This window comes from Bradyrhizobium sp. USDA 4503, assembly GCF_054055815.1.
On the sequence record NZ_JBSRXS010000001.1, the window covers coordinates 6,954,030 to 6,979,226 of the forward strand.

The following is a 25,197-nucleotide window of genomic DNA, read 5'->3' on the forward strand; positions in this document are numbered from 1 at the left end:
GACTTTCCAACATTACCCAAGAAATGTTTCGAAAGTTCTTGCGTTTTGTGCAGCGCGGTCGCATATTGTTGCGGTGCGGTAGCGCCTCGCGCTATCGCTGCCCTCCTTGGGCGTTTCCTCCCTAGACTTGGGCCGCTTGTTCATTCAAGCGGCCCTTTTTTCTTGGGCCGTCGTTTCCGCAAGTGAACTGAGAATTCAGTTCGGCGCTTATCGCGCCGCCAACTTGAATTCCTGGTTCATGACTTCGTCGGGATCGCAGTCCCGACGAAGGATTGATTACTCCGCTGCCGCCTGGAACGGGCCGAGATCGCCGAACGGGATTTTCGCGAGCGCATCCGCCAGGGTCGCAAAGTCGGCGGCCACCTGCGCGAAGCGAGGGCCGCGCTCGCGGCGGCGCTCATCCATATAGACCGCGCGGTTGAGCTCGATCTGCACGGTGTGCAGGCCGCTCGCCGGATTGCCGTAATGCTCGGTGATGAAGCCGCCGGCATAGGGCTTGTTGCGGCCGATCGAATAGCCGAGCGAGCTCATGATCTCCTCGACGAGGTCGGGCAATAGCGCCGCACAGCTCGTGCCGTAGCGGTCGCCGATCACGACGTCGGGCCGGCGCGGCTCGTCGCGCGACACGCCGACCGACGGCATTGAATGGCAGTCGACCACGATCACGGCGCCGAACGCCTGGTGCGCCTTGTTGATCAGCCGGCGCAGCGCGCGGTGATAGGGCTTGTAGAGCACCTCGATCCGGCGCAGCGCCTCGTCGACGTCGAGCCGCTCGCGATAGATCTCCTGGCCGTCGCCGACCACGCGCGGGATGGTGCCGAGCCCGCCGGCCACCCGCATCGAACGCGTATTGGCAAAGCTCGGCAGCCGCCCGGTGAACATGCGCGGGTCGAGCTCGTAGGGCTCGCGGTTCACGTCGACATAGGAGCGCGGGAAGTTGACCCGCACGATCGGAAAGCCGCGATCGCTGAGGCCAGCGATCAGCTCGTCCATGAAAGAGTCTTCGGAGCGCCGCAGCGACACCACATCGATTCGCGACGCGTCGAGGAATTCGGCCGGATAGACCGAGCCCGAATGCGGGGAATTGAAGATGATCGGCGCGCGCCAAGCCTGCGGCTCAACGATCTCGAACGGGGGCGACAACTCGCCAGCAAATTCGGTCATTCCCTTGGCGCCGTCCCTTGCGTCCGCCTCGCCCCGCAGCAACTGAGTCTGCCGGAAAAGCGGAGATTTATGGGCACGCATTGTCGGTAATCGCGATCATTCTGCCAAGTGAAAAGAGCGTGGTTTCAGCTGGAACGCGTCTTAAAAGCAGCAAATGCGGCACCCGGTTGATTCGATGTCCGGTTCGGTCCACAAATGGGTGGCGCGCATTTGCCGCTGGCTTGACGCAAATTTCACCCGAAATTTACCGTCTGTCGGGCTTACTGTTCGGACTGCTCCTCAAGCCGGATTCGACGATTCCTGCCATGCCGAAAATACTTCTCGCCGAAGACGACACCGATATGCGCCGCTTCCTGGTCAAGGCGCTCGAAAACGCGGGTTTCAAGGTCTCGCCGCACGACAACGGCATGTCGGCCTACCAGCGGCTGCGCGAGGAGCCGTTCGAAATGCTGCTCACCGACATCGTGATGCCCGAGATGGACGGTATCGAGCTGGCGCGCCGTGCCTCGGAACTCGATCCCGATATCAAGATCATGTTCATCACCGGCTTTGCCGCGGTGGCCCTCAATTCCGATTCGGAGGCGCCGAAAAACGCCAAAGTGCTGGCCAAGCCCGTGCACCTCAGGGAATTGGTCAGCGAAGTGAACAAGTTGCTGGCGGCCTGATTCGCCAAAAAACCTTCACTTTGTATCCTTGCCTGCCCCGCCGCCGTCCGTTATAGGGACCCGATCCAAATACGCTTTGGGTGCGTAGCTCAGCGGGAGAGCACTACCTTGACATGGTAGGGGTCACAGGTTCGATCCCTGTCGCACCCACCATCCTTCGCTCGCGCAGCGAGAGAAGGATGCCGCGCCGAAGCCCAATGGGCGGAGGCGGGCCCTTGGCCGCGAGCTGCGGCTCGGCAAGCCGTTTCTTGATACCTCCATAAATCTCTCGACCCGTCATAGCGAAAAGCGAAGCGACGAGCAATCCATCGCTCGGCATATGCGGGTGGGAGGATAGCTTCGCTTCGCTCGCAATGACGTGGTTGGTTTCCTGTCTTGTTGGTGTCATCACCCGTCGCATGCGGGTGACCCAGTATTCCAGAGACAGCAGTGTTTGAACCGAGGGACTGCGGCTCCCTCCACACGTCGTCCCTGCGAAACAGGGACCCATACTCCGCGGCGGATGCTGTTGAAGGGATTCGTCGTTCAGCCATCGGGCAACAATGACCATTCGTGGTCATGGGTCCCTGCTTTCGTGTTCGGTCCCGTGTGATTGGCGAGGGCCTGGATTGGCGCCAGGTAGCCGAGGCATTTGAGGCGGGTCCGATTGTAGTCGTGGACGAACTTGGCGATGAAGGTGTCGCGGTCGGCGTGGTTGACAAAGGTACGGCGCGCGCTGCCCCGTTTGTGTTCGCGGCCAATGGCTTCGGCGATGCGCCGGTTGAAGTGTTCGACGAGGCCGTTGGTCTGCGGATGGTAGGGCTTGGTCAGGCGATGCTGGATGGCGCACTGTCGGCAGAGTTGATCAAAGGGGTGGTCGCCGGAAGGCTTCCCGGGCGGCTTGTTCTTCTTGTCGACGGCGAAGCGGTCGGTGAACTCGGCACCGTTGTCGGTGAGGATAGTGTGAACCTGGTGCGGAAAATCAGCCAGGAAGCGCTTAAGGAAACCGGTCGCGGTCGCTCCGTCCCGCTTGGAATGGACCTCGACAAAGACGTAGCGGGTGGCTCGGTCGATGGCGACAAAGGCATAGCTGGTGCGGCGCTGCAGTGCCGGCAGATACTTCACGTCGATATGGATGAAGCCGATACTGGCATTCTCGAAGACGCCGGCTTTGGGCTTGTCAGGCTTGGCAAGCCGGCTGATGCCATTGCGCTGCAGGCAGCGGTGAATAGCACTGCGGGACAGCTTGGCGTTGATGCATCGCCGCATCACCTCGACGATATCGTCCAGCGGCAGCTGCAGCGATGTCCGCAGCTCACACACTGCCCGTTCCTCAAGGGCGGACAGGCTGTCGTGAGGTGCTTCGGCCGATGCGAGCGGTCTTCGACCGTCGTGCGGCTGCGCCAGCGATAAATCGTGGTCTCGCTGACCCCCAGTTCGGCCGCCAACTGAGCGACCGACTTCCGGCTGCGCTGGATGTAGGCACGTGTCTTCGGCGTCGTCGTGGCGTTCGCGTGCAAGCTCAGTTCCATGACACGAGGCGCTCCCTAACAAAGGCCACGCCTCGTTCTACACCGATTCCATCCAACCAATCTGCAGGGACCAAACACTTTCGCAGGGACGACACTGAGTGGGTGGCTCGACCGTTGAGTCATACGCCCGCATTCTCGTGACATCGTTTTGTCCGAGCTTGGCCGCCGCTACGGAGGGCGGTCGGATGGAAGCCGGTAGCGCCACGTTTCGCCGGCGAGAACCCCGCGCTGCCGACGCACAACGGAGGGCCATTCAGAGCGAACCACGCTGAGGACCGCAGCATCGGCGGACGGCTCTTCATCGGCAGCGAAATATGCGCGAAGCCTGCCTTCGCGGCGGAAACCGAGGTCGGCGTAGAGATCAAGCATGTGCCTCAGGCGCCAGTCCAGATGCACCTCGGCCCGCTCGACCATGAGCACTTCGAACGCATACCGCGTCATCAGATGCGCAACGTGACTGACGAGCACGGCCTCGTCCAGTCGTCCGATGCTCCAGATTGGAGCGAACGTAGCCCGCTTCTCGTGCCGGTCGATCGTGCCGAACCCGGACACGCCGAGCAGGTCTCCCGATCCCGCGGCCTCGATTGCGAACGCGGCCGCGGTGTCGACCTGGTCCCGTGCCGCCGCCGGGCGTGCGGCATTCGGCCGATCCGATGTGCCGCGATCGAGCCGCCGCAGCATCGCTGCCTCGCGAAGCTGCTGTGCGCGCGAAGACTCCGGGCCGGTGATCCTGGTCAACAGGATGCGGTCGGTGGCGAAGCTTGCATGGTTGCTCGACGGGTACATGCCGTATTGACGCACCCGATGCGCATGCCGTCAAATGACCGGAAAGCCAGTTCATATGCAAATTAGTCATGCCCTTGAATCCAAGACATGTTGACCTGTTTCGAGAGGTCGTGCGCCACAACGGAATCACCAAGGCCGCCTTGAGCCTTCGGGTGGGACAGCCTTTCATCAGCCGCGCGATCGCACGTCTCGAGCGCGAGATCGGCTTTGCGTTGTTCGAACGCGGGCGAGGCGGCGTCACGCTGACTCCGGAAGGCGAGATATTCCTGCGCGAGGTCGAGAGAAACCAGGCCGGCCTCGAGTATCTGGCGCGCGCCGCGCGCGGCATTCGCGAGCGCGGCAGCGGGACGCTCAGGATCGCATGTCTTCCGGCGTTCACCTATTCCTTGATGCCGCAGATCGTCAGCAGCTTCCTGAGGAAGAATCCCGACATCGTCGTATCGGTGGCCGTCCACAGCCCCGAGCGCGTCTGGAGCCTGGTGGCCTCGGGACAATGCGACGTCGGGCTGGCGCGGCCGCAGGCGGGGTTTGCCGCGGTCGACGACGAGCTCCTCATGACAACGGAGGCGGTCTGCGTCCTGCCCCGCCAGCACCGGTTACGCTCGAAGCGATCGATCGCAGCGCAAGATCTGCGGGGAGAGCCCATGATCGCAGCTTCCCCGAGCGCACCGCATCGATCCCGCTTTGAGCGCGTCCTCGATGAGGCCAAGGTCGAGATCAAGACGGTCGCGGAGATCCAGTACAGCATGCAGCGTTGTGCCCTGGTTGCGCAGGGACTGGGTTTCTCAATCGTCGACCCGATCGTGGCCCGGGATTTTGCAAGCTCCAAAATTGTACTCAAGCCGTTCGTGCCACGGCTGGAGATCGCCACCATGTTGCTGCTTCCTTCGCAGCGGCCGCGAAGCCGTCTCGCACTTCAATTCTGCGATCTGCTGCGCGCCGAAACCGCGCAGTACAGGAAGTCCGCGCGCGTGCAGGCTTGAGCACCGGCCGCCGAACTCGCCAAGCTCAACGGACAGACCGGCACGCTCGGTGATCGCGCCGATGGCGCTGCCGCACGGCGCGCAGGTGGTGCTGATTCCGTTAGGCAACGCCTGCGTCGCCGTGACCGCGCTGCGGGTCGCCGGGTAACGCTGCCGCTCAACCCGGTCGACCCTTGTCGGCCTCTTGCCGGCGCCAGTCAGCTCGGCTGGCCGCGCCGGGTTGCTCTGGCCGATCTCACCAATGACGCCAGCGCGGATAGCCGCCGCGATAATAGGCGTATGCCGGCCGCACCACGTGACGATAGCGGTAGCCGTAATAGGCCGGCCGGTATCCGCTATAATATGTCGTCGTGTAGCCGCCGCCCCAACGATACGGCGCAGCGTAATAGCCGTCGTCATAGGCATAGCTGCCGTAATAGGCGGGCGAATAGCCATAACCGTAGCCGTAGCCGGGGTAGCCGTAACCATAGGAATAGCCGGGATAGCCGTAGGCTGACGAGGCGAGGCCGCCGACGACTGCGCCGGCAATCAATCCGCCCGCGACCGCCGGACCCCACCCCCACCCTCCGTGTCCCCACCGTGCTTCGGCGGGCGCCGGGGCCGCGATGGCGCTCACCCCAAGCGTACCGACGGTTGCAAGAACAAGCCCTGTTTTCCGCATGTGATCCTCCTCGATGATGATGCCCAGCCGGTCAACGGAGGAGAGTGGCATTGGTTGCGTATGGCCGCGCGCCTGCAAGGGATCCGGGCCCGGCGGCGAGGTGGGCGCAGTGGTGCTGCCGTTGACGGCGAATCCAATGTTCAAAGCCGAACGGAGCCTGTTTCGATCCACCGCCAGTCGCAGCGGACGATGATCCGCGTGAGCTCGCTGAGCATCGTCATGACGACGAACGCACACTTCGATTGAAAACGGGAAAGCGTGGCCATCGGTTCCTGAAGCGTGACCAGACATCAGGCCGCTGGCTCAAGATGAACTCAAGATGAACGTGTGGTGTTCCCTTGGCGCGAAATGTCGCGTCGCGGTGGTGTCTAGGAACGGTGCGGGCGGCGCCGCTGTTTTCTCAGAGTTCACCGGCGAGACGCGCGTACCGTTGCGTCGCGTCGCTCGCCGGCTTTGTTGGAACGCGGCCCCGGCGCGGAGCGTGCCAGCCATCGGCGCCAGCTTCGCGATCCGGATAGCCGCCAAACTGCAGGAGGAATCGGTAATGCAGAGCAAGATGATGAAGAGCAAATTTCTGCTGACGACGGCCGTGCTGTTGGCAGGCGTCAGCCTCGCATCGGCGCAGGGCATGCGAGAGGGTGGCGGGGGCGGCATGGGTGGTGGCGGCCCGGGCGGCGGCGGAAGCGTCGGTGCGGGCGGTGGCGGCGGTGGTGAACACGGCCGCTCCGCAGGCTCGTCGGCCGGCAGTTCCGGCGGCGCAATGCATGGCAGTCCCGGGGCATCGCGAAGCGAAGGCATGACGGTCGGTCGCGGCCAGGGCGGCGCACGAGAAACCGGCAGGGCTGAAGGACAGATGGGCCGCGGTGCCGCCGAGCGCAGCCAGACCACCGGCCAGGCCCGCGAGAGCGGCCGCGCCGAGCAGGGTCAGCGCAGCCAGAGCAAGCAAGAGCAGACCGTCGGCCAGGGCCGAGACCAGCGCGAGCAGATGGGGCGATCTGAATCCCGCGAACGCGGCAGCGCCACGACGCGGCAAAGCCAGCAGCAGCAGGAGAATCGCGCCAACACCGCGAACCGCGGCCAGGGCACCACGACCGGCCAGGGGACGGCTCAGGACAAGGCTCAAGGCAAGACTCAAGGCAAGCCGGGCATGACGACCGGCCAGAGCACGACCACGGGCCAGGCAAAGGGCGCGAACACGACCACCGGCCAGGGCACAACGGCAGCCCCGAATACGCGAGCCGGCCAGACCACGGGCGCGGCCGCTCCGCAGTCCGGTACGACGCAAAACCGGATGAACTCCGGACAGACCACCGGTCAGGCTCAGGGACAAGCCGGGACAACCGCTCAGACCCAGGCGCAGTCGAACGCCACGGTCCAGACCGAGGCCGGGCGCACCGTGACCGCGCAGCAGCAGAGCACGATCCAGCGCTCGGTGCTGTCGGCGCGTAACGCACCGCGTGTCAATGTCAGTACGATCAACTTCGCGGTCAATCCGGGCGTGGTGGTGCCGCGGAGGTTCAACGCGGTGTCGGTTGCCGCCTTCCCGGCGCTGATCGATGCGTTCCCGTATTATCGCGACGACAGCTTCTTCGTCGTCGAGGATGAAGTCGTGTTCCTCGATCGCGAGCGCCGCGTCGTCGACGTGGTCCCGGTCGGACCGCGGACGCGCTTCAGCCATCGCGGCGGCGGCGGTGGTGGCGGTAGCGTTGCGATGATGGACCTGAACCCGCAGCAGATCCGCGAGGTGCAGCAGGTGCTGATCGACCGCGGCCTGCTGGTCGGCGAGGCCGACGGCGTATTGGGATCGCGGACCCGCGAGGCGCTGATCACCTTCCAGCGTCAGGAGGGCATCACGACCAGCGGCAGCGTCGACACGCGCACGGTGACCGCACTCGGCCTGTCGGATCGGATCGGTCAGGGCGCGGGCGCATCGTCGACGGTCGGCCAGAGCCGCACCCAGCAGAACACGACTGGACAGACGACCGGTCAGACCAACGCGCCGCAGAACCAGTCGACCGGCCAGACCGGCACTCAGCAGCCTGCCCAGCAGAACACGACCGGGCAGACCACGGGTCAGGCGAACTCGCCGCAGAACCAGTCGACAACCGGCCAGAGCGGAAATCAGCCGTCCGCTCAGCAGCAGGCCCCGCAGCAGAATACGACGGGCCAGGCTGCACCGCAGAACCAGTCGACCGTCGGTCAGGGTAGCGGCAATCAGTCAAATGCCGGCCGGGACACGCAGTCCAGCCAGCCCAACCAGAACAACAACCCGCCGTCGTCAGGCTCAGGCCAGAGCCCGCAGACGCCGGCGCAAAACTCCGATCGGAAATAGGATCTCTGTGCAGGAGCCCCGCTGCAGAGCGGGGCTCTTTTTTTGCGATCTTGCGATCAGTCTTTTAGTTCGGAATTCGGCACCAGGCCGAACCGGCCGTGCAATCCGCGCCAGAAGCCGGCGCACAGAACGCTCAGAAGCTTGCGCATCGAACTCCCTCGACATCAGCCATCGTGCGATCCTGCTGATGCCGGTGGCGAAAGGACAGAGCCAATTCTGAGCAGATCTGCGCAATCTTTAAGCAAGACACTGTCGTGGCCGCGCCGCGCGCGCGGAAAAATCTCATGAGATTCAATTGCCGGCCCGCTGGCACGCCTCGTGCATCAATGGCGTCGAGTTGGCCGCTAGGGTTCCGATCTTGCGAAGCAAGGTGCTGGTCCGAGAGCAGCCGCTTGCGGGGGAGACATCCCCGCAGGTGCACGGCGGGATAAAAGCCCGGGAGACCTCGTCAGCCAAGGGATTGGCGGAGCGATGGTCTTTTCGCCAGTCCCTTTTTGTGAAATTTCGCAAGAGGGATCGGCAATGAACAAATTCGTTTTCTTCCTTCGCTCTGTTGTCATCGGCTGCGCGGTCGTGCTGGCGGCTGCGCCTGCGGCCGACGCCGCGCCGAAGAAAAGCTTCAAGGTCGCCTGGTCGATCTATGTCGGATGGATGCCGTGGGGCTATGCGGCCGACACCGGCATCGTCAAGAAATGGGCCGACAAATACGGCATCGCGATCGAGGTCAAGCAGTTCAATGACTACGTCGAATCGATCAACCAGTACACCGCCGGCGGCTATGACGCCGTCACCATCACCAACATGGACGCACTGTCGATTCCGGCAGCCGGCGGCGTCGACACCACCGCGGTCGTGATGGGCGATTTCTCCAACGGCAACGACGCGGTGATCCTGAAGAACAAGTCTGATCTCGCCGCGATCAAGGGGCAGACCGTCAATCTGGTCGAGTTCTCGGTGTCGCATTATCTGCTGGCGCGCGCGCTCGAGACCAGCAAGCTGAGCGAGAAGGACGTCAAGGTCATCAACACCTCCGACGCCGATATCGCGGCCGCCTACAAGACGCCTGACGTCAGCGCGGTGGTCACCTGGAATCCCATCGTAACCGAAATCCTCGGTTCGCCCGACGCGAAGAAGGTGTTCGATTCCTCGCAGATCCCCGGCGAGATCATGGACCTGATGGTGGTGAACACCGCGGTCGCCAAGGACAACCCGGACTTCGCCAAGGCGCTGGTCGGCATCTGGTACGAGACGCTGTCGAAAATGACGGCGAACGATGCCGCGGCGAAGGCCGCTAAGGAAGCGATGGCCAAGGCCTCCGGCACCGACCTCGCCGGCTTCGACAGCCAGCTCTCGACCACAAAACTGTTCGACAAGGCAACCGACGCCGAAGCCTTCACGCGCAGCCAGACCGTCGGCGCGACCATGGATCGCGTGCGCAAGTTCCTGTTCGAGAAGGACCTGCTCGGCAAGGGCGCGAAGTCGGCCGACGCCGTCGGCATCGAGCTCGCCGACAAATCGGTGCTGGGCGACAAGTCGAACGTCAAGCTGCGCTTCGACCCGACCTACATGGACGAGGCCGCCAAGGGCAAGCTCTGACGCCAAGCTCTGACGCGCAGCGCGTCGCCCCAAGCAGGAGCTGCCCATGCGACTTGTGAACATACGGCCGGGACGGCAGACGCGATTCTATCTGCTCGCGCTGCCGTTCGTATTGGTCGCAATCGCCTACTTCGCCGGCTCCAGCGCGCGGCTCGCGCAGAACCCGAACGACAAGCTGCTGCCGGCGCTGCCGAGCATGGTGCAGGCCGTCAAGCAGATGGCGTTCGAGGTCGACCCGCGCACCGGCGGCTATCTGATGGCCTCCGACACCGTCGCCAGCCTGGGGCGACTGGGCTCGGCGCTGGCGATCTCGACGGCGGCTGCGCTGGTGCTCGGGATCGTGATCGGGCTGTTGCCGGGCGCCAACGCCCTGCTCGGGCCGTTCGTGTCTGTCACCTCGATGGTGCCGCCGCTGGCGCTGTTGCCGATCCTGTTCATCGTGATGGGGCTCGGGGAGAATTCCAAGATTGCGCTGATCGTGATCGGGACGCTGCCTTGCATGATCCGCGATCTCGCCATGAAGGTGCAGGAGCTGCCGCGCGAGCAGATCGTCAAGGCACAGACGCTCGGCGCCTCGACTTGGCAGATCGCGCTGCGCGTCGCGATGCCGCAAACCCTGCCGCGGCTGATCGACGTGCTGCGCCTGCAGCTCGGGCCGGCGTGGCTGTTCCTGATCGCGGCGGAGGCGATCGCCTCCGATTCCGGGCTCGGCTACCGGATCTTTCTGGTGCGCCGCTATCTCGCGATGGACGTCATCATTCCCTACGTCGCCTGGATCACGCTGCTGGCGTTCCTGATCGATGTCGGCCTGCGCGTCACGCAGCGAAAACTGTTTCCCTGGTTTGCCTCGGTGAGGGCGGAATGAGCGCGATCCGCTTCGACGACGTCTGGAAGGAATATGGCGACCACATCGTGCTCGAGCGCATCACGATGGAGGTCGAGCCGCGCGCCTTCATTGCGCTGGTCGGCCCGTCCGGCTGCGGCAAGACCACGCTGCTGCGTATGCTGCTCGGCGAGGAGCAGCCGACCCGCGGCCAGATCCTGGTCGACGGCAAGCCGTTGCCTGGCGAGCCGGACGCTGACCGCGGCGTGGTGTTCCAGCGCTACTCGGTGTTTCCGCATCTGACGGTTTTGCAGAACGTCATGCTCGGGCGCGAACTGCGCGACGCCAAATTCACCGGCCGGCTGTTCGGCGCCGCGCGCCGCGCCGCCGCCGACGAAGCGATGAAGCTGCTCGCCGAGGTCGGGCTCGCCGGCCAGGAGAGCAAATATCCGTCGGCGCTGTCGGGCGGCATGCAGCAGCGGCTCGCGCTGGCACAGGCGATCATGCGCGGCCCGAAGATCCTGCTGCTCGACGAGCCGTTCGGTGCGCTCGATCCGGGTATTCGTGCCGACATTCACCTCCTGATGAAGCGGCTCTGGAACGAGACCCATCTCACCGTCGTGATGGTGACGCATGACCTCAGCGAGGCCTTCGGACTTGCGACGCGGGTGATCGCGCTGGAGCGGCAGCGCAACCGCCCCGAGGAGCGCGAGCGCTACGGCGCCACGGTGTCGCGCGACCTCGAGATCTTCCCGCGCCGCAGTGCGGAGTTGCGGACGTCAGTTCAACCAGCTCCGACCGGGACGACCCGGTCAGGCAAGGAGCATCAGCCGGGACGGCCCGGCGCTCTCGTCTTGAAGGAGCAACCATGATCCTCACGGAGGAACAAAGGGCCGAGATCGCGGCGCATACCCGGCGGTATAACGAGCTGAAGGCGGCGGGGCAGGAGCACGCGCCGCGGGCGCTGCCGGCGCCGACCGCGCGCGACGCCGCGCCGATCGATGCCGACACTGTCATGCACCGTGAGACGATCCCCTCCGGCTGGTACTGGACCACGCGGCTGAACCGCGGCGACACCCTGCGCATCGTCAACACGTCGGGGACGTCGACCGTCAGCCTGCTCGCCTGGAACAGTGCCGACACAACCGAGCGGCTCAACCACGCCGACACCATCAAGGTGCAGTGGGCGGCGCGGCTGCAGAAGGGACGGGTGCTGCTGTCCGACATGGGGCGCGCGCTGCTTGGGATCACCGAGGACAGCAGCGCCGCGCATGATGCCGTGGTCGGCGGCTCGACTGCGGCCACCAACCTGGCCGGATACGGCGAAGGAAATTTCCGCAACACGCGCGACAATTTCATTCTCGCTGCGGCCAAGCTTGGCCTCGATCGCCGCGACGTCCATCCCTGTGTCAGCTTCTTCGCACCGGTCGCGATCGACGCCGACGGGAAGTTTGTCTGGTCGGAGCAGCGGCGGCAGCAGGGCGATTTCGTCGACCTGCGCGCGGAGATGGAGCTTCTGGTCGCGCTGTCGAACTGCCCGCATCCGCTCGATCCCGCCAAAACCTATCCGCAGGCGAGCGTGGAGATCGTGCGCTACCGCGCGGCCGCGCCGGCGGCCGACGATCTGTGCCGGACTGCGACCGCGGAAGCGGCCCGCGCCTATCAGAACAATGCGCTGTATCTCGGCGAAGCCCTGGAAGGAGCCGTGCGATGACCATGCAACCTGTTCGCACCGCCGGCCGCATCGTTCTCGATGTCGAAATTCCCGCGCGCAAGCCGTGGTCGGCGATCATCCGCAAGGGGCAGACGCTGCGGATCACCGATAGCCATGGCCAGCAGGCGGTCGACACGCTGTTCTATTGCGCCAGTGATTTCGGCGAGCGCTACAGCGGCCAGGATACGCTGCGCGCGCAGGGCTCGGCCTATGTCGGGCTGGGCACCACGATCATGTCCAACGAAGGCCGCGTGATGCTGCGTGTGACGGCCGACAGCTGCGGCCTGCACGACACCTCGGCGGGCGCCTGCTCGTGCGAAAGCAACACCGTGCGGTTCGGGCACCAGACCCGCTATCAGCACGCCTGCCGCGAGAATTTCGTGATCGAGGCCGCGAAATACGGCATGTCGAAGCGCGACATCGTGCCGAATCTCAACTTCTTCATGAACGTGCCGATCGATCCCGCCGGCAATTTCACCGTGGTTGATGGCGTCTCCAAGCCGGGCGACGCCATCGAGCTGGTCGCCGAGATGGACGTGCTGTGCCTGATCTCGAACTGTCCGCAGATCAACAACCCCTGCAACGGATTCTTTCCGACGCCGGTTCAGGTGACGATCTTCGAGCCGGAGGCGTGAGGCATGTTCAGCAAGGTCCTGATTGCCAACCGCGGCGAGATCGCCGGGCGGATCGGCAGAACATTGCGCCGCATGGGCATCTCTTCGGTCGCGGTCTATTCCGACGCCGACCGTTTCACCCGGCCGGTGCTCGACGCCGACGAGGCGGTGCGGATCGGTCCGGCGCCCGCCGCGGAGAGCTATCTCAACGTCGATGCGATCATGGCGGCGTGCCTTGCGACCGGCGCGCAGGCGGTGCACCCCGGTTACGGCTTCCTGTCAGAGAACCGCCGTTTCGCCGAACGGCTCGCCGAGCACGGCATCAAGTTCATCGGGCCGCGGCCTGAGCATCTCGACGCCTTCGGCCTCAAGCACAAGGCACGCGAGATCGCCGAGCGCAGCGGCGTGCCGCTGCTGCCGGGCTCCGGCCTGCTGGAGACGATCGACGAGGCGGTGCAGCAGGCGGACGCAATCGGCTTCCCGGTGATGCTGAAGAGCACGGCGGGCGGCGGCGGCATCGGCATGCAGCTGTGCCACGACATGGCGACACTGCGCGAGCGTTTCGAATCGGTGCAGCGCACGGCGCGGGCAAGCTTCGGCGACGCCCGGGTCTATCTCGAGCGGTTCGTTGCGCGCGCGCGGCATATCGAGGTGCAGATCTTCGGCAATGGCAAGGGCGGCGTGGTCGCGCTCGGCGAACGCGATTGCTCGCTGCAGCGGCGCAACCAGAAGGTCTTTGAGGAGACGCCCGCGCCGGGGCTGTCCGCCGACATCCGCCGGCGGCTGCATGCGGCCGCGGTGTCGCTCGGCAAGGCCGTGTCTTATGAATCTGCCGGCACGGTGGAGTTCATCTACGACGTCGAGCGCGAGGATTTCTACTTCCTCGAGGTGAACACCCGTCTCCAAGTCGAGCATCCCGTCACCGAGCAGGTCACCGGCGTCGACCTCGTCGAATGGATGATCCGGCAGGCGGCCGGCGAGGACGTGCTCGGCCAGGCGCGCGCGCTCACGCCAAAGGGCGCTGCGATCGAGGTGCGGCTCTATGCCGAGAATCCGGGCGCGGGCTTTCGCCCGAGCGCGGGCCGCCTGACGCAGGTCAGCTTTTCGCCGGAGGCGCGGATCGACGGCTGGATCGAGACCGGCACCGAGGTGTCGCCGTTCTACGATCCGATGCTGGCCAAGATCATCGTTTCAGCCGAGACGCGCGAGGCCGCGATCGCCCGGCTTTCGAAAGCGCTGGACGATACGGTCGTCGCCGGCATCGAGACCAATCTGGATTATCTCCGTGCGATCGCAGCCTCCGACGTGTTCCGCAGCGGCCAGGTGGCGACCAGTGTGCTTGGCGAATTCGGCTATCGCCCGCGCACCCTCGACGTTGTCGCGCCGGGGGCGCAAAGCGGGGTGCAGGAATTGCCGGGCCGGCTGCATCTCTGGCATGTCGGCGTGCCGCCGAGCGGCCCGATGGACGAACGGTCGTTTCGCCTCGCCAATCGCGTGGTCGGCAATCCGGAAGTAACGACCGCGCTGGAGCTGACGGTCAACGGGCCGACCTTGCGCTTCAACACCGACGCGATCGTCGCGCTCTCGGGCGCGCTGATGAAGGCATCGCTCGACGGCGCCGATGTCGCGTATGACGAGCCTCTCGCGGTACGCGCCGGCCAGACGCTCGCGATCGGCAGCATCAAGGGCCCTGGGCAGCGCACCTACCTCGCCGTGCGCGGCGGCATCGACGTGCCCGAAATTCTCGGATCGCGTGCTGTGTTTGCGCTCGGCGCCTTCGGCGGCCATGCGACGGGATCGCTGAAGGCCGGCGACGTCTTGCATATCGGTGCCGAGCCATCGGGCCTTGCGGCGCCGCGGCGCGCCACGGAACACGAGCGGCCGCAACTCACATCGGCGTGGCAGATCGGCGTCGTCTACGGCCCGCACGGCGCGCCGGATTTCTTCCTCGACGAGGATATCGAGACGCTGTTCGCGGCGAGCTACGAGGTGCATTTCAACAGCGCCCGCACCGGCGTGCGGCTGATCGGGCCGAAGCCGCGCTGGGCGCGCGCCGACGGCGGCGAGGCCGGGCTGCATCCGTCGAACATCCATGACAACGCCTATGCGGTCGGCTCGATCGACTTCACCGGCGACATGCCGATCATTCTCGGGCCCGACGGACCGAGCCTCGGCGGCTTCGTCTGTCCGGCCGTGGTCGCCCGCGACGAGCTATGGAAGGTCGGCCAGCTCCGGCCGGGCGACACCGTCCGCTTCGTGCCGGTCAAACGCGACGATCCGGTGGCCGGCCCCACGGTGCTGCGCGCGCCTGAGCTCGGATCGGCGATCGTCGGTCGGAATGACGACGGCCCGACTCCGGTGGTCTATCGCCGCGCCGGCGACGACAATCTGCTGGTCGAGTATGGTCCGATGGAGCTCGACATCGCGCTGCGGCTGCGCGTGCATGTGCTGGCGCAGGCGCTGGAAGAGGCGAAGCTCAGTGGCCTGATCGATCTGACGCCCGGCATCCGCTCGCTGCAGATCCATTATGACGGCACGGCGTTGTCGCGAACGAAGCTGCTCGACGTGCTCAGGCGGATCGAGCGCGAATTGCCGCCGGTCGACGCGATGCGGGTGCCGAGCCGCACCGTGCATCTGCCGCTGTCGTGGCGCGATCCGGAGGCCGAGCTTGCGATGCGCAAATATCAGGAGTTGGTGCGCGCCGATGCGCCATGGTGTCCGTCGAATGTCGAGTTCATCCGGCGCATCAACGGACTTGCGAGCGAGGACGATGTCCGCCGCATCGTGTTCGACGCGGATTATTTCGTGCTCGGCCTCGGCGACGTCTATCTCGGCGCGCCGGTGGCGACGCCGCTCGACCCGCGGCATCGGCTGGTGACCACGAAGTACAACCCGGCGCGGACTTGGACGCCGGAGAACGCGGTCGGCATCGGCGGCGCCTATATGTGCATCTACGGCATGGAAGGGCCGGGCGGCTACCAGCTGTTCGGCCGTACCATCCAGGTCTGGAACACCTGGCGCACCACGCGGGTGTTCGAGCCGGGCCATCCCTGGCTGCTGCGGTTCTTCGACAAGATCCGCTTCTTCCCGGTCGACGCCGATGAACTCCTCGACGCCCGCGCCGCGTTCCCGCACGGGCAGTATGACATCAGGATCGAAGAGGGCGAGTTCTCCTACGCCGACTATGCCGGGACACTGGCCGACGCCAAGCCGTCAATCGCCGCGTTCAAGGCAACGCAGCAGGCCGCGTTCGACGCCGAGCGCCAGCGCTGGCGCGAGATGAAGCTCGACGAGGCGCCGGCTGAAACGATCGATGCGGCAGCCGCCGCGACGGGGATTCCCGACGGTCAGATCGGCGCGTTCTCCGAAGTGCCCGGCAACATCTGGAAGGTGCTGGTCGAGGAAGGCGCCAAGGTCGCGGCCGGCGACGTGCTGGCCATCATCGAGTCCATGAAGATGGAGATCTCCGTGCACGCACCCGCGGCGGGCCGCATCGCCTCGGTGCCGGTGAAGCCCGGCCAGACGCTGCGCGCGGGCGATGTGGTGGCGTTGCTCCGGCCGGGCTAGCGCGGCTACAGCCGCGCTTAGTCCTTGGGATCGGCCGGCGGGACGAGCGGAGTGGGCGTCTCGACTTCTTTCTCCACCCGCTGCCGGCCTTGATGATCAATTGACGCGTTTTGCCTTAACATCCGATCGATCTTCATCCTCACGCGGCGTGCCGCCAGCAATCCCAGGACCGCCTGAACCGTTCCCGAGAAGTTGCGATCGCCGATGGAGAACGAGTAACGCCAGGTGCCGGCGGTCTCGCCTTCAATGATCGTGTAATGAATTGAACGATGAATGCCGCTATGCTGGGCAGGTGTTTGTCCAACCACGACCTAGCTCATATGGCTGTTCGCTTGGGCACCAATCGCCTGTCCCAGCGAATTTGCATGCTTGACCAAGCCCATGACGCGTTCGCCCCTGCGCGGGCCCATTGGAAGCTGACTGCCGTCGTTTCAAGGCAGAAATGGAGTGGCCGCGGAGCAATCGGCTAGACGATTTGCTCCCGTTGCGTCTTGTGATCCTGGGTCGTTAAATTGCGAGATGGTGTCAGACCGGATGCCTCGTACCCATGAGCTCGTTTGACATAGGTCAAAATACGATCCCAGAAGCTCCCGACGTTGAGCCACGAACACAGTTCGGTGCCGAATGAAAGCCGCCACACGCGTTGCTAGCGCCTTGCCGTCGATACCGAGCTCTGCCGGGGGAATCGCGCGTCTCGCATGTGCCCGGCTGCGCGATGCGCAGGTTGATCCGGTCCCGATCGTGTCAGCTGCAGGCCTGGAAATCGACGACGTCGAGGACCACAAGCGCCGCATCGATGCACGAGCGCAGGTCAGGCTGCTCGAACTCGCCGCAAGGGAATTGCAGGACGACTGCTTCGGACTCCATCTGGCTCAAGGCTTCGAGCTGGGCGAGATCGGGCTTCTGTACTACGTCATGGCTTCATCGGAGCATCTCGTTGACGCCTTGCAAATCGGCGGACGCTACTGCGCGATCAACAACGAGGGTGTGCGGTTGCGAAGCTCTCTGGATCGCGGCTTCGCCATCGGGTTCGAATATGTCAACATCGATCGGTCGTCGGATCGTCACCATGCGGAATTCTGGCTGGTTGCGCTGATCCGTATTTGCCGCGCACTGACTGACGGCAGGCTGGTCCCGAAGCAAATCAAGTTGAAGCACTCCAGACGAGAAACGCCGTCGGATGTGCGATCTCTTCTTGGATGCGAGATCGAATTTGCAGCGGACAGCGACGAGCTCTTGTTTCCGTCCCGGATCGGCGCATTGCCTGTCGTGGGGGCCGATTTGCATCTCAACAGGATGTTGCTTCAATATGCCGACGAAGCGCTTCTTAACCGGGCACCGAGACGAAGCAGCGTGCAGTCACGCGTCGAAGGACACATCGCCCAGTTGCTTCCGCACGGCAAAGCCAATGCCGAGGCGGTCGCGCGTCGTCTTGGCATGAGCCGGAGAACTCTCGCTCGCGCATTGTCGTCGGAGGGGGTGGACTTCTCAGACGTTCTCAAGGCGTTTCGAATTGCCCTTGCCCGCCATTACCTCGAAGATGAGGAGCTGCCGATTTCCAAGATCGCATGGCTATTGGGCTACAGCGAGGTCTCTTCCTTCACGCATGCGTTCGTCCGCTGGACCGGCCTCACGCCGAGGGCCTATCGCAGCTCGAATGGCGATCGGTGATGGGCTGACACCAGCTCTCAACTAGCTGGCACAGACGAGCAAGACCTGGCGGAGTGTACTCCGCTAGGGCAGTCCGATGCAGTCGAACCTCTTGTCCCAGCTCGCGTGTCGCTGTCGCCGCGCTTCGGCCGTGGTTTTCGGCCCCATGACCGGGGACGACTGGCTATTCCTGGCTTCGATAATTTGTTTCCACAGTCTCTTGGTCGCGCTGGTCTGGGTCGTGTTCGCGAACTGACTGATGGCTCTGCTACGTCGACGTTCGATTGCTTCGTCGATCCGCCGTCACCCGCCTTACACCTCGAGCCATTCCTCGCGAACGGCGGCGTTGCTCTTGAGCTGGTCGGGGGTGCCTTCGAACACCACGCGGCCGTGGCCCATGATGTAGACCCGGTTGGAGATCTTCATCGCGATCGACAGCTTCTGCTCGACGAGGAGAATCGCGACGCCGGCTTTCGCGATCCGCGCGATCAGCTCGCCGACCTGCTGCACGATCAGTGGCGCCAGGCCTTCGGTCGGCTCGTCGATCATCATCAATTCGGGGTCGCCGAGCAGCGTGCGGCAGGTGGTCAGCATCTGCTTCTCGCCGCCTGACAGCACGCCCGCCGGCGTGTCGGCGCGCGCGGCGAGGTTCGGGAACATGTCGAGCATCTCCTGCAGCCGCCACTTGCCGGGGCGGCGCGGGTCCTTGATGCCGAGGATCAGGTTCTGGCGAACCGTCAGGCTCGGGAAGATGTCGCGATGCTCCGGCACATAGCCGAGCCCGAGGCGTGCGATCTTGTGGCTCGGCAGGCCCGCGATATCCTGGCCCTTGAAGCGGATGGTGCCCTGCGGCGGCACCTCGCCCATGATCGCCTTGACGGTGGTCGAGCGGCCGACGCCGTTGCGCCCCAATAGGCTCACCACCTCGCCGGCCGCGATGTCGAGATCGACGCCCTGCAGGATGTGGCTCTTGCCGTAATAGGCGTGAAGATTCCTGACCTCGAGCATCAGTCGACCTCCTCGCCGAGATAGGCTTCCTTGACCTTCGGGTTGCCGCGGATCTCCTCCGGTGTGCCGGAGGCGATGATGTGGCCGTAGACCAAGACCGAGATGCGGTCGGCGAGGCCGAACACCACGCTCATGTCGTGCTCGACGATCACGAGCGTGCGTCCCTCGGTGAGGCGGCGGATCAGCGCGACGGCGCGCTCGGTCTCGGCGTGGCTCATGCCCGCGGTCGGTTCGTCCAGCATGATGACGCTGGCGCCGCCCGCGATCGTGATGCCGATCTCGAGCTCGCGCTGCTCGGCATAGGTCAAGAGGCCCGCCGGCACGTCGCGGCGGTGGCTGAGATGGATGTCGTCGAGGATCTGCGCGGTGCGCTGCTTCACCTCGGGCAGATTGTCGACGTTCTTCCAGAACGCGTAGCGGTGGCCGGTCGCCCACAGCACGGCGCAGCGGACGTTCTCCCACACCGTCATGCGGGCGAACACGTTGGTGACCTGGAACGAGCGCGACAGCCCGCGCCGGTTGATCTCGAAGGGCCGCAAGCCCGAGGTCACCTCGCCGTTGAGGCGGATCTCGCCGGAGGTCGGCTTGATGTGGCCGCTGATCAGGTTGAACGTCGTCGACTTGCCGGCGCCGTTCGGGCCGATGATGGCGTGACGCTCGCCCTTGGCGACGCTCAGGTTGAGATCGCGGATGATGGCGACATTGCCGAAGCTCTTCTCGACGGCGTTGACTTGGATGGCAGCGGTCATGCGAGATACCCCCGGTCACGGGCCACCGTCGCGGCGCGGTCCCAGGCTTCCGCAACGCGCCGCCAGGTGATGCGCGCGACCAGGAAGCCGCCGACGAGCAGGACCGCCGCGGCCGCCCAGGTCGTCGGCGCCGTGGCGACGAAGGGAACGCCGAGTAGGTTGATCACATCGCCGCCCGAGAAGCGCGCAACGGTTTCGATGGTCAGGATGATGCCGAGCGCCAGCGCCAGCGTCGGGATCGTCGCGACCAGATAGGACGGGATCACGGTGCCGAGGGTTCCGGCGCGGATCAGCGGGCGGTGCTTCATCAGGATGCCGGCGATGCCGCCGGGTGCGAACATCACGATGCCGATGAAGATGATGCCGAAATAGAGCTGCCAGACCGAGGTGACGCTGGTCAGCCCGAGCTGCAGATAGGTCACCAGGATGGCGCCGAGGATCGGACCGAAGAAATAGGCGGTGCCGCCGATGAACGCGGAGAACAGCACGAGGCCCGACTGCGTCGCGCCGAGATAGGCCGAGTTGGCGATCTCGAAATTGATCGCGGTCAGCCCGCCGGCGATGCCGGCGAAGAAGCCGGCGAACATGTAGGCGAGATAGCGCACCACATGCGGATCGTAGCCGATGAACTCGACGCGCTCCGGATTGTCGCGCACCGCGTTGCAGATCCGCCCGAGCGGCGTGCGGGTCAGCGCATACATCGCGATCGCCGACACCATCACCCAGAACGCGATCAGGTAATAGACCTGGATCTGCGGCCCGAAGGTCCAGCCGAACATCGGCATCAGCGAGGTGCGGTCGGTGGTGATGCCGGATTCGCCGCCGAACACGCTACGCAGGATCAGCGACGACGAGGCGACCAGCTCGCCGATGCCAAGCGAGATCATCGCGAACACGGTGCCGGCGCGCTTGGTCATGACCCAGCCGACGAGGAGGGCGAACGCCATGCCGCCGATGCCGCCGACTAGCGGGATCACCGGCAGCGGGATCGGCCAGTTGTGGCTCGCGACCGCGTTCATGACGTGCACGGCGAGGAAACCGCCGAGGCCGTACTGCACCGCGTGTCCGAACGACAGCAGCCCGGTCTGGCCGAGCAGGATGTTGTAGGACAGCGCGAAGATGATCGCGATGCCGATCAGGCTGAAGGAGGTCAGCGAGCCGCCGGTGCCGAACACCAGCGGCAGCACGACGAGCGCGACCGCGGCGAGCAGCCAGACACCATAGAAGCTCAAGGCGCTGCCGGGCTCCTGCTTGGCCGCAGCGATGGAGGGCGTGGAAGCGTTGCTCATGACTCGCGCGTCCCCAATAGGCCCATGGGGCGGAAGATCAGGACCAGCACCAGCAGCACATAAGGCAGGATCGGCGCGATCTGCGCGATCGTGACGTTCCAGATGTCCGTGAGCGGCGAGGGGCCGAGGCTCGGATCGAGCGGGCCGAACACGCTGGCGAGCGAGCCGTTCAAAGCAACTGCAAAGGTCTGGATCAAGCCGATCAGGAGCGAAGCGATGAAGGCGCCGGGCAGCGAGCCGAGGCCGCCGAACACGATGACGACGAACAGGATCGGGCCGAGCAGCGCGGCCATGTCGGACTGCGTCACCAGCGAGGGACCGGCGATGACGCCGGCGAGACCCGCAAGGGCGCTGCCGACGCCGAACACCAGCATGAACACGCGTCCGACATTGTGGCCGAGATGGCCGACCATGCTCGGATGGGTCAGCGCGGCCTGCACGATCAGGCCGACGCGCGTCTTCTTCAAGGTGACCAGCAGCGCGATGAAGATCACGACCGAGATCACCAGCATGAAGATCTTGTAGGCGGGGTAATTGGTGGAGAACACGGTGAAGGCCGGGAAGTCGAGCGCCGCCGGGACGCGGTAGTCGACCGGGCTCTTGCCCCAGATCATCGAGACGATCTCTTCGATCGCGAAGGCTAAACCAAAGGTCAGCAGCAGTTCGGCGACATGGCCGTGCTTGTGGGTGTTGCGCAGACCGTAGCGCTCGACCGCCATGCCGACCGCGCCGACTAGCAGCGGCGCCAGCACCAGGGCTGGCCAGAATCCGATCCAGCGGGTGAGCTGAAAGCCGAAGAACGCGCCGAGCATGTAGAAGCTGGCATGCGCGAAGTTCAGCACGCCCATCATGCTGAAGATGACGGTGAGCCCGCTGGACAACAGGAACAGCAGCATGCCGAACAGGACGCCGTTGAGCGTCGAGATGACGATCAGCTCAGCCACGGCGCACTCGCTTGAGACTGGAACGGTTCACGTGAGTAAAGCCTGTCGAGTGAAAGGAACTTACCCGTCATTCCGGGGCGCGCGCGTCAGCGGGCGAACCCGGAATCTCGAGATTCCGGGTCTGGTGCTTGCGCACCATCCCGGAATGACTGATGTGGCCGATCAGGGCCGCTTCATGTTGCAGGTGGTCGGAAGCATCGTCTGCGCGGTGTCGATCTTGGACACGATGCGCCAGCCCCAGCCGGTGTTTTCCTCGTCGAACGGCTCCTTGGTCTTGTCGGCCAGCGCGCCGAACGAGGAGATGTAGATCGGCTGGAAGAACTGGTGGTCGTCCTTGCGGATGAAGCCCTCGCCGCCGTCGAACACTTCGAACTTCATGCCTTCGAGTGCGGCCGCGACCTTCACCGGATCGATCGAATTGGCCTTCTCGGCGGCCGCCTTGAACATCCGCATCTCGTTGACCGCGCGCGGATACCAGACGGAAATGCCGGTCTTGGCGCGGAAGTCCTTCTCGAAATCCATCGCCGCCTTGTTGCCGGAGTTCGGGACGCCTTCGCTGATCTGGAACACCTGGCCCTCGAGGCCGGCCTGCTTGACTGCGGTCGGTCCGCCGGCGCCGCCGGCATAATAGGTGTACCAGTTGACCTTGAGGCCGGCGTCAGCCGCCGCCTTCAGCAGCAGCGCGAAGTCCTGGCCCCAGTTGCCGGTCACGACGGTGTCGGCGCCGGACGCCTTGATCTTGGCGATGTAGGGCGAGAAGTCGGTGACTTTGAGCATCGGGTGCAGTTCGTCGCCGACGACCTGGATATCCGGCCGCTTTTCGCCCAGCATCTTGCGCGCCGTGGTGCGCACCGACTGGCCGAACGAATAGTCCATGTTGATCAGGTAGACCTTCTTGATGGACGGCTGGCCCTTCATGTAGTTGGTCAGCGCTTCCATCTTGATGTCCGAGTTCGCATCCCAGCGGAAGTGCCAGTAGCTGCATTTCTCGTTGGTCATCGCCGGATCGACCGCGGCGTAGTTGAAGTAGAGCACTTCCTTGCCGGGGTTGCGCGAATTGTGCTTGGTGACGAAGTCTTCCAGCGCCGCGCCGACCGACGAGCCGTTGCCCTGGGTGATGTAGTGGACGCCGGCGTCGACCGCCTTCTGCGCCTGCACCAGGCTTTCCTGCGGATTGGTCTTGTTGTCGAGCGGGACGATCTCGACCTTGTGGCCGAGGATGCCGCCCTTGGCGTTCAACTCGTCGGCGAGATACTGAAACGTCTTCAGGCCGCCTTCGCCAACGCTGGCGCCGCCGCCGGAGAGCGGATCGATATAGCCGATCTTGATGGATTCCTGCGCGGACGCCGCGCCTCCCAACACCGTCAGCGCTGCCGCGGCGGCAACGATCAGCCTATGCATCCTGCGTTCTCCCTTGCTCGTGTTTCTTGATCTTTAGCGATCGAGGCCGTCTCATAACCTCAATCGCCGAGCCTTCGCAACTTTCGCTTTGAATACTGCGTCAAGTTTTAGCAGAAGGTATTATGATGTTATAGGCCATATGTCGCCGGAATCGGGCGCAGTTTTGAATTACTGGTAAACTTTTGGATGGGGCTCACGCTTATTCTCGGTTCCGAACCGGCGTCGTCCGTCTCCAAAACCTCCCCTTGAAAAGGGGAGGTCGCTTCGCTCGTTAGAGCGAAGCGGGTGGGGATCGGCTGTCTCCACTTGGAGCGTCGCCTGCGGCTGACCCCCATCCCGACCTTCCCCCTTTCAGGGGGAAGGGGAAACCGGGATCGCTACCGTGGCGGATCTAGCCTGGATGTCGGCGCGGCTTGAGGCCCGCGAGGAACAGCCGCGCGAAATGATCGGCGATCTCGGCTGGAGACCAGTCACGCCTGGTCTTGAACCAGATCGGATACCAGTGGCCCATTCCGGTGAGAATGCGCTCCGCGAAATAGGTATCGATGCGGCGGAAACGGCCCTCGTCGACCCAGCGCTGATAGCTGTTCTGGTCTTGTCGGATCGTCGCCAGCACGTCTCCGACATAGGCTTTTCGGTCTGCGTCGTTGAGATAGTTGATGTTGTGGTAGGTCGCCTTTGGGCCGCAGGGCGTGTCGTGCAGCATCAACAGCAGGCGAATTCGCTGAACGATGTGATCGAATGCTCCAAGGCTGTGCTCTTGCAGATGCTCGCGAATGCTGACCTCGCCGGCGAGCCCGCGTCGCAGGCAGGCCAGCAGCAGGCTCTCTTTTTCACTGAAGTGATAGTAGATGCCGGCGCGCGTCATGCCCGCATCCACGGCGATGCTCTCGAGCGACGTGCCCGAGGCGCCCCTTCGGTTGAAACTGTCGGAAGCAATCGACAGCATCCTGTCGAACTTGGCGGCCCGCTTGTTCAACGCTGCGCGAGCCTCGAGAAAAGGGGCGAGGCTGAGCGGCTCGGGCATTTTGGGGAGCGCGATCTCGCGCCGGTAGACGCCATGCGTGATGATGTCGTCGATGGCATCGATCGCCTGTTGCCGCGTGTAGTAGTCGCGTTCGGACAGCCAGAACGGAACCCAGTCGAGGATGGAGATCAGCGCCACCGCCGTGAGCAGCGGCTCGTCGCAGGCGATCGAGCCGTCCGCCACGCCCCGATCGAGGATGTCCGCCAGCAGCGCGGCGTTCTGCCAGCGCTTGGCATGGACCTCGCTGCTGTAGGGCGCGGCCAGCGCATCGATATCGCTGAACAGGATCATGCGCTGGCCTTCGGGCCTCAGCCTGCCGCGCACGAAGCGCCTGATGATCTCGAGCCCGTCGATGCCGGGCTCGGCGGCCGCCTCGATCTCGTGGCGATAGATCGCAAGGCCGCGCAGATAGCAGTGGAAGATCAGATCTTCCTTGTCGCGGAAATAGTGATACAGCGCGCCCGGCACGGCCTGCACCGATGCTGCGACCTGCTCCATCGTCACGTTGGCATAGGAGTGGCGGGCAAACAGCCGGGAAGCTGAGACGAGGATTTCTTCAGCCCGATCCGTCGGGTCGGCGGCGACTTGCAAGCTCGAATGCCCTTCTTAACCGCGGAACGAAAGTCCGCACGCGAGATAATCCCCTTGGCAGCCGCTTGTCGATCTGCGATAGACGGTGGCATACCATACACCAGCGGTCTTGATTGTCTGGT

At 64.5% G+C, this 25,197-nt stretch carries 21 protein-coding genes, 1 tRNA gene and 1 riboswitch; of the genes, 11 read left to right on the forward strand and 11 right to left on the reverse strand.

Annotated features, from left to right (window positions below):
- Nucleotides 1-276: 276 nt before the first annotated feature.
- A complete protein-coding gene (locus ACVMIH_RS33140) occupies nt 277-1,164 on the reverse strand; it encodes an N-formylglutamate amidohydrolase (protein ID WP_057016267.1) in 888 nt (295 codons plus the stop codon).
- Nucleotides 1,165-1,469: 305 nt separating this feature from the next.
- On the opposite strand from ACVMIH_RS33140, the gene cpdR reads away from it, so the two are divergent.
- Both cpdR and ACVMIH_RS33150 read left to right on the forward strand, forming a co-directional pair.
- A complete protein-coding gene (gene cpdR / locus ACVMIH_RS33145) occupies nt 1,470-1,829 on the forward strand; it encodes a cell cycle two-component system response regulator CpdR (protein ID WP_016843340.1) in 360 nt (119 codons plus the stop codon).
- A 78-nt stretch (nt 1,830-1,907) separates the two neighbouring features.
- Nucleotides 1,908-1,982: transfer RNA gene (locus ACVMIH_RS33150), tRNA-Val, on the forward strand.
- Between the two features lie 372 nt (nt 1,983-2,354).
- On the opposite strand, the gene ACVMIH_RS33155 is transcribed toward ACVMIH_RS33150, so the two are convergent.
- Complete coding sequence (locus ACVMIH_RS33155) at nt 2,355-3,362, reverse strand: DDE-type integrase/transposase/recombinase (RefSeq protein ID WP_456864696.1); 1,008 nt, start codon at nt 3,360-3,362, stop codon at nt 2,355-2,357.
- Between the two features lie 146 nt (nt 3,363-3,508).
- Nucleotides 3,509-4,078: a GNAT family N-acetyltransferase gene (locus ACVMIH_RS33160; RefSeq protein WP_229193408.1), complete on the reverse strand. Its 570-nt coding sequence runs from the start codon at nt 4,076-4,078 to the stop codon at nt 3,509-3,511.
- A gap of 116 nt (nt 4,079-4,194) precedes the next feature.
- Between ACVMIH_RS33160 and ACVMIH_RS33165 the strand changes: the two genes are divergently transcribed.
- Nucleotides 4,195-5,109: a LysR substrate-binding domain-containing protein gene (locus tag ACVMIH_RS33165; RefSeq protein ID WP_076827668.1), complete on the forward strand. Its 915-nt coding sequence runs from the start codon at nt 4,195-4,197 to the stop codon at nt 5,107-5,109.
- A 235-nt stretch (nt 5,110-5,344) separates the two neighbouring features.
- Here the strand turns inward: ACVMIH_RS33165 and ACVMIH_RS33170 are convergent, their stop codons facing one another.
- Nucleotides 5,345-5,770: a hypothetical protein gene (locus tag ACVMIH_RS33170; protein WP_229193406.1), complete on the reverse strand. Its 426-nt coding sequence runs from the start codon at nt 5,768-5,770 to the stop codon at nt 5,345-5,347.
- 544 nt (nt 5,771-6,314) lie between these two features.
- Here ACVMIH_RS33170 and ACVMIH_RS33175 point away from each other — a divergent pair.
- The 7 genes from ACVMIH_RS33175 (at nt 6,315) to uca (ending at nt 16,416) form a co-directional block, all read left to right on the forward strand.
- Complete coding sequence (locus ACVMIH_RS33175; RefSeq protein ID WP_456853282.1) at nt 6,315-8,102, forward strand: peptidoglycan-binding protein; 1,788 nt, start codon at nt 6,315-6,317, stop codon at nt 8,100-8,102.
- Between the two features lie 333 nt (nt 8,103-8,435).
- Nucleotides 8,436-8,546: riboswitch (guanidine-I (ykkC/yxkD leader) on the forward strand.
- A gap of 78 nt (nt 8,547-8,624) precedes the next feature.
- Nucleotides 8,625-9,698, forward strand: a complete 1,074-nt coding sequence (locus ACVMIH_RS33180; protein WP_057017922.1) for a putative urea ABC transporter substrate-binding protein — start codon at nt 8,625-8,627, stop codon at nt 9,696-9,698.
- A 46-nt stretch (nt 9,699-9,744) separates the two neighbouring features.
- Nucleotides 9,745-10,563, forward strand: coding sequence for an ABC transporter permease (locus ACVMIH_RS33185; protein ID WP_076827666.1), 819 nt, complete (start codon nt 9,745-9,747; stop codon nt 10,561-10,563).
- Nucleotides 10,560-11,393: an ABC transporter ATP-binding protein gene (locus tag ACVMIH_RS33190; protein ID WP_057017920.1), complete on the forward strand. Its 834-nt coding sequence runs from the start codon at nt 10,560-10,562 to the stop codon at nt 11,391-11,393. Before ACVMIH_RS33185 ends, ACVMIH_RS33190 begins: the two co-directional genes overlap by 4 nt.
- Entirely contained in the window at nt 11,390-12,235 is an 846-nt protein-coding gene (locus ACVMIH_RS33195) for an urea amidolyase associated protein UAAP1 (RefSeq protein ID WP_456864698.1), read from the forward strand. The genes ACVMIH_RS33190 and ACVMIH_RS33195 overlap by 4 nt, the downstream gene beginning before the upstream one ends.
- Nucleotides 12,232-12,870: an urea amidolyase associated protein UAAP2 gene (locus ACVMIH_RS33200; protein WP_141339589.1), complete on the forward strand. Its 639-nt coding sequence runs from the start codon at nt 12,232-12,234 to the stop codon at nt 12,868-12,870. Before ACVMIH_RS33195 ends, ACVMIH_RS33200 begins: the two co-directional genes overlap by 4 nt.
- A 3-nt stretch (nt 12,871-12,873) precedes the next feature.
- On the forward strand, nt 12,874-16,416 hold the full coding sequence (uca, locus tag ACVMIH_RS33205; RefSeq protein ID WP_456864700.1) for an urea carboxylase: 3,543 nt from the start codon (nt 12,874-12,876) through the stop codon (nt 16,414-16,416).
- Nucleotides 16,417-16,433: 17 nt separating this feature from the next.
- Here uca and ACVMIH_RS33210 read toward each other — a convergent pair whose 3' ends face one another.
- Nucleotides 16,434-16,724, reverse strand: a complete 291-nt coding sequence (locus ACVMIH_RS33210; protein WP_057017917.1) for a hypothetical protein — start codon at nt 16,722-16,724, stop codon at nt 16,434-16,436.
- Between the two features lie 316 nt (nt 16,725-17,040).
- Between ACVMIH_RS33210 and ACVMIH_RS33215 the strand changes: the two genes are divergently transcribed.
- Complete coding sequence (locus tag ACVMIH_RS33215; protein ID WP_229191778.1) at nt 17,041-18,087, forward strand: AraC family transcriptional regulator; 1,047 nt, start codon at nt 17,041-17,043, stop codon at nt 18,085-18,087.
- A 291-nt stretch (nt 18,088-18,378) separates the two neighbouring features.
- Here the strand turns inward: ACVMIH_RS33215 and ACVMIH_RS33220 are convergent, their stop codons facing one another.
- From ACVMIH_RS33220 to ACVMIH_RS33245, 6 genes are all read right to left on the reverse strand, one after another.
- Entirely contained in the window at nt 18,379-19,074 is a 696-nt protein-coding gene (locus ACVMIH_RS33220) for an ABC transporter ATP-binding protein (protein WP_050385202.1), read from the reverse strand.
- Nucleotides 19,074-19,823: an ABC transporter ATP-binding protein gene (locus ACVMIH_RS33225; RefSeq protein WP_028332917.1), complete on the reverse strand. Its 750-nt coding sequence runs from the start codon at nt 19,821-19,823 to the stop codon at nt 19,074-19,076. Before ACVMIH_RS33225 ends, ACVMIH_RS33220 begins: the two co-directional genes overlap by 1 nt.
- Nucleotides 19,820-21,112 carry a branched-chain amino acid ABC transporter permease gene (locus ACVMIH_RS33230; protein WP_057017915.1) on the reverse strand — a complete coding sequence of 431 codons (1,293 nt, stop codon included), beginning with the start codon at nt 21,110-21,112 and terminating at the stop codon, nt 19,820-19,822. Before ACVMIH_RS33230 ends, ACVMIH_RS33225 begins: the two co-directional genes overlap by 4 nt.
- Nucleotides 21,109-22,056, reverse strand: a complete 948-nt coding sequence (locus tag ACVMIH_RS33235; RefSeq protein ID WP_016847025.1) for a branched-chain amino acid ABC transporter permease — start codon at nt 22,054-22,056, stop codon at nt 21,109-21,111. The genes ACVMIH_RS33230 and ACVMIH_RS33235 overlap by 4 nt, the downstream gene beginning before the upstream one ends.
- A gap of 162 nt (nt 22,057-22,218) precedes the next feature.
- Nucleotides 22,219-23,457 carry a branched-chain amino acid ABC transporter substrate-binding protein gene (locus tag ACVMIH_RS33240; RefSeq protein ID WP_057017914.1) on the reverse strand — a complete coding sequence of 413 codons (1,239 nt, stop codon included), beginning with the start codon at nt 23,455-23,457 and terminating at the stop codon, nt 22,219-22,221.
- A 391-nt stretch (nt 23,458-23,848) separates the two neighbouring features.
- A complete protein-coding gene (locus tag ACVMIH_RS33245) occupies nt 23,849-25,075 on the reverse strand; it encodes a TetR/AcrR family transcriptional regulator (RefSeq protein ID WP_076827656.1) in 1,227 nt (408 codons plus the stop codon).
- Nucleotides 25,076-25,197: the final 122 nt, after the last annotated feature.

Coding starts and splice junctions, on each gene's coding strand:
- ACVMIH_RS33240 (WP_057017914.1), bottom strand. CDS start 23,457: ATGCATAGGCTGATCGTTGCCGCCGCGGCAGCGCTGACGGTGTTGGGA.
- ACVMIH_RS33180 (WP_057017922.1), top strand. CDS start 8,625: ATGAACAAATTCGTTTTCTTCCTTCGCTCTGTTGTCATCGGCTGCGCG.
- ACVMIH_RS33215 (WP_229191778.1), top strand. CDS start 17,041: ATGAAAGCCGCCACACGCGTTGCTAGCGCCTTGCCGTCGATACCGAGC.
- ACVMIH_RS33195 (WP_456864698.1), top strand. CDS start 11,390: ATGATCCTCACGGAGGAACAAAGGGCCGAGATCGCGGCGCATACCCGG.
- ACVMIH_RS33220 (WP_050385202.1), bottom strand. CDS start 19,074: ATGCTCGAGGTCAGGAATCTTCACGCCTATTACGGCAAGAGCCACATC.
- ACVMIH_RS33170 (WP_229193406.1), bottom strand. CDS start 5,770: ATGCGGAAAACAGGGCTTGTTCTTGCAACCGTCGGTACGCTTGGGGTG.
- ACVMIH_RS33225 (WP_028332917.1), bottom strand. CDS start 19,823: ATGACCGCTGCCATCCAAGTCAACGCCGTCGAGAAGAGCTTCGGCAAT.
- ACVMIH_RS33200 (WP_141339589.1), top strand. CDS start 12,232: ATGACCATGCAACCTGTTCGCACCGCCGGCCGCATCGTTCTCGATGTC.
- ACVMIH_RS33165 (WP_076827668.1), top strand. CDS start 4,195: ATGCCCTTGAATCCAAGACATGTTGACCTGTTTCGAGAGGTCGTGCGC.
- ACVMIH_RS33140 (WP_057016267.1), bottom strand. CDS start 1,164: ATGACCGAATTTGCTGGCGAGTTGTCGCCCCCGTTCGAGATCGTTGAG.
- ACVMIH_RS33190 (WP_057017920.1), top strand. CDS start 10,560: ATGAGCGCGATCCGCTTCGACGACGTCTGGAAGGAATATGGCGACCAC.
- uca (WP_456864700.1), top strand. CDS start 12,874: ATGTTCAGCAAGGTCCTGATTGCCAACCGCGGCGAGATCGCCGGGCGG.
- ACVMIH_RS33185 (WP_076827666.1), top strand. CDS start 9,745: ATGCGACTTGTGAACATACGGCCGGGACGGCAGACGCGATTCTATCTG.
- cpdR (WP_016843340.1), top strand. CDS start 1,470: ATGCCGAAAATACTTCTCGCCGAAGACGACACCGATATGCGCCGCTTC.
- ACVMIH_RS33230 (WP_057017915.1), bottom strand. CDS start 21,112: ATGAGCAACGCTTCCACGCCCTCCATCGCTGCGGCCAAGCAGGAGCCC.
- ACVMIH_RS33175 (WP_456853282.1), top strand. CDS start 6,315: ATGCAGAGCAAGATGATGAAGAGCAAATTTCTGCTGACGACGGCCGTG.